Genomic DNA, 13,254 nt, shown 5'->3' with positions numbered 1-13,254 from the left:
GTCATACAGCTCCCGTAAGGTAGTCGCAGTTTAAAACTCAAGTGACCCAAAAGCATTAAGTTTCAGTGCTTTTTGGTGACTTGAGTTTATGCGCTAACACAATAATTAAATATCTATCTTAACGGAGTGAACAATGAAATTATCTGGCTTATTCAAGGTTAGTCTTGTAGCTACAGCAATCTCACTAGCAGGTTGTGGCGGTGGTGATATCAACATCAACGTAGAAGAAACAGTTGAGCAACCAACTACACCTACTAACCCAACTACACCACCAACAACTGAAGAGTTACCGGGTGTATACAGCCAAAGTCTTTCGAATGAAGTGTCTGCTGCATTAGGTCGTGATGTGACAGTACAAGTTCTTTCAGGCGTAATCACTGAAGATACAACATTATCAACAGACGCATTCTGGGCACTTGATGGTGCAGTATTTGTTGGTAACGATAAAGCAGACAGTGCAACATTAACGATTGAAGCAGGTGCGGTAGTATTCGGTAACAGCGGTTCTGATTACCTAGTTGTTAGCCGTGACTCTAAAATTGAAGCTACAGGTACTAAAAACGACCCTATCATCTTTACTTCTAAGCAAGACGTAGTTGGTGAAGAAACATCTGCAGGCCAATGGGGCGGTATGGTGCTTCTTGGTAATGGTATTTCTAATAAGTGCCCTGCTGAAGGCGATTGTGCTCTTCAAGTTGAAGGTGTTGAATCAGGTGCTGTATTTGGCGGTACAGACAATACAGATAATTCAGGTACATTAAAATATGTTGTTGTTAAAAACGCTGGTTATGAAATTGCCCCAGATAATGAATTAAATGGTATTACATTTGGTGCTGTTGGTTCTGGTACAACGGTTGAGTACTTACAAGTTCACAACAACTCAGATGATGGTGTTGAATTCTTCGGTGGTGCGGTAAATCTGAAGCACGTTGTATTAACAAGCATCGACGACGATAGCATCGACTGGGACAATGGTTACCAAGGTAAAATGCAATTCGTTTACGTTGAACAAGATCCAGATTCAACAGATGCAAACCGTGGTATCGAAGCAGATAACGACGGTAGCACACCGTCTAAAGAACCAAAATCATTACCAATCATTTCTAACTTAACAATCATCGGAAACAACTTTGACGGTGAAGATGATGCAGAGGGTATCTACCTTCGTGAAGGTACAGGTTTACACCTTTACAACTCTGTGATCACTGGCTCTGACGAAATGGGTGAGTGTTTAGAAATTGAAGGTGCGGAAGACGGTGCTAGCGAAACAGTTAACAACGCTAACGATGGCACTATCTTAATGCAAAATACGTTTATGTCGTGTACTAATGGCGAAAACTTCAAAAACCCAGTTGATGGTAGCGGCAACACGTTACTTGAGCTTGAAACATGGTTTACAGCTCAATCTGGCAACGTAATTAATGATAAGCCAATGCTTGGTGCAAACGGTCAACCAATTGCAGGTTCTCCATTACTAGGCGCGGGCCAAGATGTAGCGAATACTGTTGATGCGTTCTTTGATACAGTTGACTTTGTTGGTGCATTAAATGACTCAGATGATTGGCGTGAAGGTTGGGCATTTGGTTACGGTGGCGGTGAAGTAACTGCACCACCAGCAGTAGCAGGTTGCCCATCAGGTACAACGTCAATTTCTCCAGTTGATGGCAGCACAACAACATGTGAAGTGTCTGGTCGTATCACCGCAGATTTAACACTTACTGCGGGTAACTACTACGCATTAAGCGGTGCAGTATTTGTAGGTGATGATAATGCAGATTCAGCTACTTTAACAATTGAGCCAGGTGTAACAGTATATGGTCGTACAGGCGATGATTACTTAGTAATTAGCCGTGGTTCAAAAATTAATGCTAACGGTACTAAAGATGAGCCAATCTCATTCACTTCAAGCCAAGATGTTATGGGTGGTACTACAGCAGCTGGTCAGTGGGGCGGTTTAGTTCTTCTTGGTAACGCACCATCAAACAAGTGTCCAGCAGAAGGCGATTGTGCGCTTCAAGTTGAAGGTGTTGAGTCAGGTGCCGTGTTCGGTGGTACTGATACAACGGATAACTCAGGTACGCTGCGTTATGTTCGTGTGATGAATGGTGGTTACGAAATCGCACCAGATAACGAATTAAACGGTATCACGTTCGGTGGTGTTGGTTCTGGTACAACTGTTGAGTATGTACAAGTACACCAAAATGCGGATGACGGTGTTGAGTTCTTCGGTGGTAACGTACAAGCGAAGTACTTAGTACTAACAAGCATTCAAGATGACAGCATCGACTGGGACAATGGTTTCCAAGGTAAAATGCAGCACATTCTTGTTAAGCAAGCAGCTGATAACTCAGACGCCAACCGTGGTATTGAAGCAGACAACGATGGTTCTACACCGTCTAAAACACCTAAGTCAAACCCAACAATTGCTAACTTAACAATTATCGGTAATACCTTTGATGGTGAAGATGACTCAGAAGGTATGTACTTCCGTGAAGGTACGGGAGCGCAAATCTATAACGCAATCGTAACGGGCCCTGAAGGTATGGGCGAATGTCTTGAGATTGAAGGTGCTGCTTCAGGTGAAAGTGAAACAGTGAACAATGCCCAAGATGGTACTTTAATGATTAAATCATCAGTGATTGCATGTTCTGAAAACTTCAAAGACCCAAGCGGTGTAGATTTCAGTGTTGAGAACTGGTGGACAAACACATTAGGTAACTTAGTTGCTACAGGTCAAACGCAAGTTGTAAATGGTATCTTTACTATCGATACAACAACAGCGACAGACGTTAAAGCAATCGACGGTTTCTTCGATACAACAACGCACATTGGTGCAGTATCTGCTGATAACAACTGGACTGAAGGTTGGACGGTAGGTCTGGAATAACACAGTAAGCGAGGTGCTAAACAACGTGTTTAGCACCTTTAAACAACTTTCTGTAACTTATTTCAGATAGAGGTAAACATGAAACAATATTCAAAACAGTTCAGCTTAACAGCACTAAGCGCAGCTATCTTATGCGGCTTGAGTGTCTCAGCACACGCAGCTGAAGTAGACGAAGAAGCTGTTCTTGAAGAAGTTGTTGTTAGTGCAAGTCGTTTAAAAGGCACTGCAACAGCTGTTCTAGAAGAGCGTAAACAGCAAGCATTCGTTGCTGATATTATGGGTGCAGAGCAAATTTCACGCAGTGGTGATAGTGACGCTGCTGCAGCGCTACGCCGTGTAACAGGTTTAACACTTGTTGATGGTAAGTTTATTTATGTTCGTGGTTTAGGTGAGCGATATTCAAGTACACAGTTAAATAACTCTGCTGTACCAAGCCCAGATCCAACGCGTTCGGTATTACCACTGGATTTATTTCCATCAGGTATTATCGAAAGTTTATCAGTACAAAAATCGTATTCACCGTCAATGCCAGCGTCTTTTGGTGGTGGTAACGTTGATATTCGTTTGAAATCAATTCCAGATCAATTTGTATTTGATGTGACGGGTCAGCTTGGTTACAACACCAATAACTTTGATGATGGTCTTGAATACAGCGGTGGTTCGGATGACTGGTACGGTGTTGACGATGGCACACGCGAAATTCCACGTCCTATCCTTGATGTATACCAAAGTGGTCAATCGCTTGATGATTTAACACCTGAGCAAAGCCGTGCTTTAGCACTGTCGTTAAATCGCGAATATGATCCAAAATCAGCAAAGGTTGATCCGAATACGAAGTTCACTGCCACATTAGGTAATAGCTTCGAATCAGATAAATGGCGCTATGGTTTCTTATCGTCGCTTAGTTATGATAATAAGCATGTTGTTGCAGATGAGTATCAAGGTCAAGGCTTCTTGATTGGTGAAAACTCAACAACCATGATCCGTGGTTATGACCAAGTACTAAGTACAGAACACACGGTTAAAACATCAGGTATGGTTACTGTTGGTGTTGAGTATGACAAAGCGCATAAAATTGACTACACAGCATTAATCTTACGTGATACTGAAGATAAAATTTCAGACCGTTTAGGTATTGACCAAAACAACAATACCTCAGACAACAAGCGTGTACGCTCGTACGATGTTCGTTATGAAGAGCGTGAGCTGATCGTTAATCAGTTAAAAGGTATGCATACTTTTGATTGGTTGAATTACGCGGGTTTTGACTGGAAGTATTCAATTGGTCGCTCAAACCGTTACGCACCAGGTAACATGGAAACTCGTTTCATCGTTACTGATGCTAACGAAGATGGGTTTTACGATACAGTAAACGAAAGCGCATTAACCAATGCAACAACAGCTGCACGTTACACTTTCCAAGATTTGGATGATGAAGTAGAGAACTACGGTTTTAACTTTACGTTGCCTATTATGTTAGATGGCGTGGATGTTGAGCTTAAATCAGGTGCTGACTTTATATCTAAAGAGCGTTCAGCAACTAACCGTCGTTTTGATATCAATACACGTGCATTCTCAGATGTTGACTTAAACGGAAATGAGTTAAACACCATTTTATCTGATGATGTACTTACAAACGCGTCACTAACGCAGCCAATCTTAAACGACACAACGGTTTCAGGCGATGACTATAAGTCAGCGCAGAAAGTGGATGCATACTACTTCGAAGCTGATTTCTTCTTCAATAACACATGGCGTATTACCGGTGGTTTACGTTGGGAAGATTTCCGTCAAGTATCTGTTCCTCTTGACCCATTTACTGGTGGCCTTGCATCTTCAATCGATTATGATGAGTTAGATCAGCTCGCATTCCGTGAAGATGACGTTTATAGCGCACTTGCTTTAACTTATGTGCAAAACGACGAAACGCAGTGGCGATTAAGCTATGGTGAAACAGTTGTTCGTCCAGATTTACGTGAGATTTCTGATGCAACTTACATCGATCCGCTTACTGAATACCCTGTAGGTGGTACGCCTGGTTTACGTACAACGCAAATCAAAAACTATGATTTTCGCTGGGAAAACTATTTTGATACGGGCGAGAACTTCTCTGTTGGTGTGTTCTATAAAGACATGGTTGATCCAATTGAGTCTGTTCAATCACCTGCACAAGATGGTCCACCATTGGTACGTATTGCTAATGCAGAAGATGGTTATGTTGCTGGTGTTGAATTTGAATACCTGAAAGATTTCGCTTTCTTAGGTGGATTCTGGCAAGACGTGTTCATGACAGGTAACGTGACTTTAAGTGACTCAGAAATCAACATGGACCGTCAGGCGATTGTTGAACAAACAGGGGTTTCTGCAGCGGTTACAAATACAACACGTCGCATGACGGGTCATTCAAAATATGTTGTGAATATGCAGTTAGGTTATGACGCACCTAGTGGGCAACATGCTTCAACACTAATCTATAACGTATTTGGTGAGCGAATTATAATTCCTGGCATTGAAGGTCAAGAAGACTGGATGGAGCAACCTTTCCACTCTCTAGACTTTAACTACACCTATTTCCCTGATTTCAACTCAAGCTTGAAGTTCAAAGTGACGAATATCTTGGGCGCAAAATCTGAAATAGAGTCAGCGGGTACCTTAACTCGTTCTAAAGAGAAAGGCACTGAGTTCTCAATTGAGTACAAATATCAGTTTTAAATCTCTGACCAAGGAAGGATACAATAATAAATCCTAACGTTGATTTAGCCCTGCATTAGCAGGGCTTTTTTAATTTTTTTGTAATTTAAATAATATACAACTGTCATGGAAATATATGAGTATTTATAGCTGATTTAACAAGGAACAATGGAGTTAATTATGAAGAACATGTTATCAGTAGTGATTTTAAGTGCTTTATGCTCATTCTCAGTTAATGCAACCCAATGTGAAGGATATGTAGATAAGCTGTATAAGCTTTCAAATGGTAAGGTAAAGGTTTCACTAGCTCAATTTTCAAATACTTATGATATTAAAGATGAAAGTGATTTGATTTTAATTACAAATGCAGCATTGGCTAATAAGATTTTAAAATTATCCGTTGTTGAGATGGATGGAAGCGTTATTACTAATTCAAATGCAAATTGCGGTGATAATGATGCTGATGATCAATTAACAGTAATAGCTACATCTTTAGATTTTTAATTGTATAAATCCTAACGTTGATTTAGCCCTGCACTAGCAGGGCTTTTTTGTTTCTATACCCAAACCACCTCAAGATGCAGAATTCAGCGTTTCACAGGTGCTTAATATCAAGGCGTTACTTTGCAAGAATGGCAGTCCCTTTTAAGAAGTAAGAACGATGAGAGTAAGTGCCTGTGAAGCGCCCAAAGGGTTGGTTTAAAAGCGATTTATACTGCGTTATTGATTTTAACAATAGAACCACTATTACTTGCAATCAATGCCTTGCCTAAATCGCTTTTAATTCCAACTGAAACTCGCATCTTGAGGTAGTTTGGGTATATTAAACCATTGCGTGTTATGGTAGTTCTAAGTGTTAAAACAGGGATTAAAAATGGACTTACGGTTAATTATAAATGGCAAAAAAGCGGCTGATGAGCAGCTTCGTGACGCTATCGGTCAATTTCGAACCAGTCAGCCACTTGCAGTGCGTGTTACTTATGAAGGCGGTGACATTGAGCGCTTTATTAATGAAGCCGTGGCAGAGGGTGTAAAACGTGTTGTCGTAGCTGGTGGTGATGGCACCGTTAATGAAGCCGTTAATGCATTAATGAAACTGGAAAAGTCACAACGTTTAGAGCTTGCTATTTTACCTATGGGCACAGCGAATGATTTTGCTACAGCCGCTAATATTCCTCATGGGTACTTGCCAGCACTGAAACTTGCCGCAGATGGTCAGCCGCATGCAATTGATACCGTAGAGGTTGATAAGCGTTATTTTGTGAACGTAGCCAGTGCTGGCTTTGGGGCAAAAATTACCGCAACCACACCGCCTGCACTGAAAAACTTACTCGGTGGTGGGGCGTATACCTTGGCTGGTCTTGTACAAGCGCTGAGTTTTGTCCCTTACAGTGGCGAGTTAACGCTGCCTGATGGTGAACGTACTTCGGGCGATATTATTGCCGCTGCCGTATGTAATGGCCGCCAAGCGGGCGGTGGCCAGTCACTTGCGCCACATGCGTACATAAATGATGGCTTGGTTGATTTAGTGGCGTTTACATCATTTGCAATTTCAGATGTACCAGCGGTTATCGAAGAGCTAAGCAATTATCCTAATTCATCACAACAGTGGGTAAAACGCTTTCAAGTGCCATGGCTCGAATGGCAAACACAAACAGAAATGCCAATAAACTTAGATGGCGAGCCAATCACCTCAAAACAACAGCGTTTTGAAGTGCATGTTGGTGCGCTTAACTTAGTGCTGCCAGAGGCTTGCCCGATGCTAAGATGAAAATTTTTGATGTTACTCGGTTAGCGCTGGTTTTGCTTGGGCCGCAATGCTAGATTACTTCTGTAAAAATTAAACTCTCACGCAATGGACTTTAATTTTTAACAGTTTAGGTAATTTGAATGAATCAAACAGTGGAACAAACAATGAAAAAAGTAGGATTAGTCGGTTGGCGGGGCATGGTTGGCTCTGTGTTATTAGAACGTATGCAGCAAGAAAATGATTTTTCTAATATCGACACGACTTTTTTCACCACCTCACAAACCGGTCAATTAGGTCCTGATCTTGCGGGTCCTGCTAAACCGCTTTTAGATGCCAATGATATCGCTGAGCTTGCGAAGATGGATATTGTTGTTACTTGCCAAGGCGGTGACTATACCAAAGCCGTTTACCCGCAATTACGTGAATCAGGTTGGCAAGGTTATTGGATTGATGCGGCATCGGCACTGCGTATGAGTGACGACAGTATTATTGTGCTAGACCCAGTAAACAAAGACGTTATCAGTGCAGGCTTAGAGCGAGGTGTTAAAACCTATGTGGGCGGAAACTGTACCGTATCACTTATGCTATTAGCCCTAGGCGGTTTATTTGAGCAAGACTTGATTGAATGGGTAAGCCCAATGACATATCAAGCGGCTTCTGGTGCAGGCGCACGCAACATGAAAGAGTTAATTGCGCAAATGGGTGCAATTCACGAAACAGTGGCAGACAAGCTTGCAGATCCAAATGCTGCGATTCTTGAGATTGATAAGTTAGTCACCGAAAAAATTGCCTCAAGCGATTTACCACAAGACCAGTTTGGTGTTCCTCTAGCTGGTAGCCTTATCCCTTGGATTGATGTACCAATGCCAAGCGGTCAAAGTAAAGAAGAGTGGAAAGCGCAAGTTGAAGCGAACAAAATTTTAGGTAGTAGCGAACAACCTGTCCCTGTTGATGGCTTATGTGTTCGCATTGGCGCAATGCGTTGTCACTCACAAGCAATGACAATTAAGCTGCGCAAAGACATTAGCGTTGAGAAAATTGAAGAAATTCTTGCTTCTCACAATGAGTGGGTAAAAGTGATCCCGAATGATCGTGGCATTACATCAACTGATTTAACGCCTGTAAAAGTAACTGGCACACTGTCTATTCCGGTAGGTCGTATTCGTAAATTAGCGATGGGACCAGAATACATCAGTGCATTTACAGTGGGTGACCAACTGTTATGGGGTGCAGCTGAGCCACTTCGTCGTATGTTACGCATTATTGTTGATGGTCAACATTAATCACACAACTCAATATTAAGGCTAGCAGTTTGCTGGCCTTTTTTAGCACTAAAGGAAAGTAATGCACACCCCTAATAAATGGAAAATGACACCAGAGCGAGTATCGCAGTTCATCAAAACCTACAGCTTTGCATTGATGGTTGATAGTGAGTTTGAGGCAACTCATTTACCATTAGTGTATAAACCCGATGAGGGCGAGTTTGGTACCTTATATGGTCATGTGTCACGAGCGAATCGTCATGGCAAAAGCTTGCAAGGTACCCGTGTATTAGTGGTTTTTAATGGGCCGCATAGTTATATTTCACCCACTTGGTATAGTGAGAAGCCAGCTGTATCGACCTGGAACTACGCTGCGGTGCATGCCCAGGGCAAAGTAGAATACCTCGATGATGACAACACCTTAGCCTGCCTAGATGAGCTAATTAGCCAATACGAGCCAAGTATTTTAAACGACACCAGTTTGTTGCCAGTTGATTATCAAGCCAAGTTACTTCGTGGCATAGTGGGTATTAAAATCGAACTTGATTCAATTCAGGCAAAAGAGAAGTTAGGCCAGCATAAATCGGCGGCGGATCAACAAGGTGTTGTAACAGGGTTAAAATCAGATAAACACCCAGATGCCCAAGCTTTACTTAGCTATATGCTTAAACATAAAGTAGGAATAGGCAGCTAATTTGCATCCCGCAAATGCTGCCAATTGGTTGGAAAGTATCTAGCATGGCTTTGTTAAAAGCATGTTAATTACTAATGTTAAAGTTAGTACATTCCATGTGTCTGTCAACTAAATGTCATATTTTGAGAAAGTAAGATTCGAGTTAAAGCAATCTTAGAAGATATGTAAAACTCATTGATTTTATTTAGTCTAATCTACTTTGCTCCGAAAAAATAAACACTTAATTATTTGCCGAACTTCCAAGGCCTCACTATATTTTCTTAAGTGCTTAGTTGGAAGTTGGCTATGAACATTTCAAAAAAATTAAAACTCGCCTTTGCGTCAGCAATTGTGCTGCCACTCATCATCATTGCTGTGCTTGTAATTACACAAACAAGACAGCAAGCCCTCGATAGTTTTGCCGAGCTTAGTCAAAGAGAAGCAAGACAAGTCGATAATGGTATCAGTATGTTTTTTGCCGAAATCGAAAAAAACGTCGATTACCTTGCATCCCATGCCGCTATCTTAGACGCCAAGCAAGGCGTTAAAACCCATATACAGTCACCTAGTGCAGAAAAGCTTGATCATTTAAGTGGTAGTAGCACCGAACAAAACGCCTTTAGTTTGTTTGATCACTTTGGCGCCACCCACCCGGGACTTGCTTATATTTATATGGGTAATGAGCAAGGCGGTTATATTCAATGGCCAGAGGGTGAAGTTACAGCGAATTATGATCCAAGAGTAAGGCCTTGGTACGAAACAGGCAAAGCAGCAGATGGTAAAACGGTAAGAACCAATGCCTATTATTGGGCAGCCGATGACATGGTCATTGTTTCTACTGTTAAAGCGATTAAACAAGCAGGAGAGTTTATTGGTGTGCAGGGCATGGATGTATCCTTGCAGGGCCTTACCGATATTATTGCGAACATTAAACTTGGTGAAACTGGCTATTTAATGTTGATTGAAGATAGTGGCAATATACTCGTTGACGTTAAAAATGCTGATTACAGGTTTAAGCAGCTAGCACAAGTCAATAACGGAAAATACAAACAGCTCGCTGATAATAATCAGGGGCAATTTGAAATTGACATTAATGGCAAAGATTACTTAGCGAATATTTACACCTCGCAAGAACTAGGCTGGAAATTTATAGGTTTAGTTGAAAAATCTGAAGTGATGAGTGCTGCAAACGCAATGACGATTACTATTTTAGTCATCAGTGCAATCTTGATTGCTGTGTTCATTTTAGTTGCTAGCTATATTTCTAAATTAATTTCTGCACCTATTGTTGAAGTAAGTGATGGTCTTACCGAGATATCGCAAGGTGGTGGTGATTTAACTAAACGTTTAGTGATTAAAACACGCGATGAAACGGCCAAACTGGCTAACAGCTTTAACTTATTTTTGAATCTAATATCGGATTTAGTCACGCAAATTAATGATTGTGCGCAAAATGTTAGTGATACCTCAGCGCAAACATCATCACAGGCGGCACAGTTATCTGGCTCAACATCACAGCAACAACAAGCCCTTGAAATGGCGGCCACAGCAATTAATGAAATGGCAGCGACTGCTAATGAAGTATCTGCTAGTTGTGCCAATGCAGCCGAGCTTGCATCGCAAACACAGCAGGCCTCTGAGCTTGGGCAAAGTGTTATATCTGAAACGGTTGATAGTGTTGTGTCTTTGTCTGAGGTGATCACCAAAGCAACCCAAGATATAAACCAACTCGACGCTGAAAGCGAAAACATCATGTCGATATTAAGCGTGATAAGAGGCATTGCAGAGCAAACCAATTTGTTAGCCTTAAATGCAGCAATTGAAGCGGCGAGGGCAGGCGACCATGGTCGAGGGTTTGCGGTAGTTGCAGATGAGGTGCGTGCGTTATCACAAAGGACCTCAGAATCAACAGAAGAAATAGCAAGTCAGTTAGATACGTTACGTAAAATGTCTGATCAAGTGTCTAAAGAGATGACAACCAGCTTAAACCGTACAAACAAAACAGTTGATTTAGCTCATTCAGCACAGCAACAATTTAGCGAAATAACCGCGTCTATCGTCAATATTAGCGATTTAAATACACAAATTGCCACTGCAGCCGAAGAGCAACAGCATGTAGCCGAAGACATTAACCGCAATGTTGTTGAAATAAAAAATGCGGCTGATGATGTAAGCGAAATTGCCGATAGTGCAAGAGGCAATGGAGAGAAACTAAACCTGTTATCGAATACACTGACAGATTTAGTGGGTAAATTTAAAGTGTAAGTGAGGCATTATTGAAACATTGTTGCTATTTGTTTTTAAGTAGACTTACGAGCTGGATCAATTTATAAAATAATAATTACCTGTTTTAGGTTCTAGGACTTGATTTAATAATACAATATGATTAATTTTTAACAGCAACCAACAACACAGTAATGAGCTATGCAGGGAAGAACATTCAACTTTAACAAATTGCCACTTATTGTTTGTTTACTAATGTTCTTTCTAACCTGCGTTTTTCATGTGTCTGTAAGTTATTTTCAGGTAAGACACCAAAAGCAATTTTCGAACGTTTTATTAAATAAGGCTGAGCATATATCTGCAGATATCTCATCAGCAATAAATGCCGCGTCACAGATATCATCTCGTCAATGTGACACTCAAACCATTAATAAATTACGGGTGATTTTGGCAAATTATGAATACGTTCATGATCTAGGTTTAATTAGAAAAGGTAAGGTTAAGTGCTCTGCAAATTGGGGTAAGTTAGATAAAACAACTTTACTTACTCAGCAATTATATAATTCATCTTCAGGATATGATTTTGCAGCAGAGGTTGCGGGTGTTTTTCCGGTAGAAACAAAGTATGACGTCACTAAACGTGACGATATCATCGCATTCACTGTAAACAAGCCTTTTAAACATATTGATGAATTAAATAAGCACTTTGAATTTAAAATTATTTCTAAAAATAAAGAGTATGTTTTTCATCACTATGAAACCCAATATCAATTTAACAGCAAAACATTTTTACCAACGCAACAGGTAGAAACGTGTAGTACACAATTTTCTTATTGTGTTGTCACTGAGAATAATCGCCCAGGTATTTTGTATTTCCCGCTGTATATATCTGTATTGATCATATGTATGCTTGGTTTAATTAGCTTTTTAATAGCCTATTCTTTGAGCTCATATTTTGATATGCAAAACTCCATGGAATTCAGACTTCGAAGTGCAATCAAAAATGCACAGTTGTATCTTGAGTATCAACCCATCATAGATGTTAAAACTAACAAAATAATTGGTGTTGAGAGTTTAGTCCGCTGGAAAGACGAAATACATGGCCAGGTTTCACCGGAACTATTTTTAGGTGTTGCTGAGCAGTTATCTTTGTATCCTATGTTGGCCTATGAATGCGCGACGAAGGCCCTTCAAGAATTAGCACCAATTATGAAAACCGATCATGGTTTTTCTGTCGCAATTAATGTTAATGCATATGAAATTGAAAACCCCGAGTTTTTAGATTACTTACATCAGCTTTGCAGTAAGCATGAGCTAAGGAGTGAGCAAGTAAAGATAGAGATCACAGAGCGCATTGGCCTGCCATTAACTTTATTAGCTTGCTTCGCTTTAAAGGCTAAAAAATATGGCTTTAAAATAGCGCTCGATGATTTTGGAACCGGGGTATCTAACCTTGTGTGGCTTACAGAAATCAACTTTGATGTAATCAAGATAGATAAGGTATTTACCCAATCAATTACAGATGGTGTTAAGCAAAAAATGATTTTGGCGATAATGTCATTAGTCTCAGAGTTGAACCGAACTGTTATCTTTGAAGGGGTTGAAACTGTGGACGAGTACAATTTTATCGAGAGTCATAACCAGGATTACCAAATACAAGGGTGGTATTTTTATAAATCATTGTCTTTGCAAGAGTTACAAAGTGCTTTAGTTGGTAATGACAATGCTCAAACGCTCTAGACTTATTTTGCTGTTACACATTAGTATG

The 13,254-nt window shown here is 40.6% G+C and carries 8 protein-coding genes; all 8 read left to right on the top strand.

The window, feature by feature from the left end; genetic code table 11:
* Positions 1 to 133 precede the first annotated feature (133 nt).
* The 8 genes from EXT43_RS17700 to EXT43_RS17665 all read left to right on the top strand — a co-directional run bounded on the left by EXT43_RS17700 (position 134) and on the right by EXT43_RS17665 (position 13,226).
* Positions 134 to 2,887: a hypothetical protein gene (locus EXT43_RS17700; RefSeq protein ID WP_062565603.1), complete on the top strand. Its 2,754-nt coding sequence runs from the start codon at positions 134 to 136 to the stop codon at positions 2,885 to 2,887.
* A 78-nt stretch (positions 2,888 to 2,965) separates the two neighbouring features.
* Entirely contained in the window at positions 2,966 to 5,599 is a 2,634-nt protein-coding gene (locus tag EXT43_RS17695) for a TonB-dependent receptor (protein ID WP_062565602.1), read from the top strand.
* 159 nt (positions 5,600 to 5,758) lie between these two features.
* A complete protein-coding gene (locus tag EXT43_RS17690; protein ID WP_130167573.1) occupies positions 5,759 to 6,082 on the top strand; it encodes a hypothetical protein in 324 nt (107 codons plus the stop codon).
* Positions 6,083 to 6,452: 370 nt separating this feature from the next.
* Entirely contained in the window at positions 6,453 to 7,349 is an 897-nt protein-coding gene (yegS, locus tag EXT43_RS17685; protein ID WP_062565600.1) for a lipid kinase YegS, read from the top strand.
* A 119-nt stretch (positions 7,350 to 7,468) separates the two neighbouring features.
* Complete coding sequence (gene asd / locus EXT43_RS17680; RefSeq protein ID WP_062565599.1) at positions 7,469 to 8,611, top strand: aspartate-semialdehyde dehydrogenase; 1,143 nt, start codon at positions 7,469 to 7,471, stop codon at positions 8,609 to 8,611.
* Positions 8,612 to 8,672: 61 nt separating this feature from the next.
* Positions 8,673 to 9,284, top strand: coding sequence for an FMN-binding negative transcriptional regulator (locus EXT43_RS17675; protein ID WP_130167572.1), 612 nt, complete (start codon positions 8,673 to 8,675; stop codon positions 9,282 to 9,284).
* 285 nt (positions 9,285 to 9,569) lie between these two features.
* Positions 9,570 to 11,528 carry a methyl-accepting chemotaxis protein gene (locus EXT43_RS17670; protein WP_130167571.1) on the top strand — a complete coding sequence of 653 codons (1,959 nt, stop codon included), beginning with the start codon at positions 9,570 to 9,572 and terminating at the stop codon, positions 11,526 to 11,528.
* 159 nt (positions 11,529 to 11,687) lie between these two features.
* Positions 11,688 to 13,226, top strand: coding sequence for an EAL domain-containing protein (locus tag EXT43_RS17665; RefSeq protein WP_082710908.1), 1,539 nt, complete (start codon positions 11,688 to 11,690; stop codon positions 13,224 to 13,226).
* Positions 13,227 to 13,254: the final 28 nt, after the last annotated feature.

This window comes from Pseudoalteromonas sp. CO109Y, assembly GCF_004208935.1.
In the GTDB taxonomy this organism is placed as follows: domain Bacteria; phylum Pseudomonadota; class Gammaproteobacteria; order Enterobacterales; family Alteromonadaceae; genus Pseudoalteromonas; species Pseudoalteromonas shioyasakiensis.
This window is presented reverse-complemented; position numbering and strand designations above follow the sequence as displayed.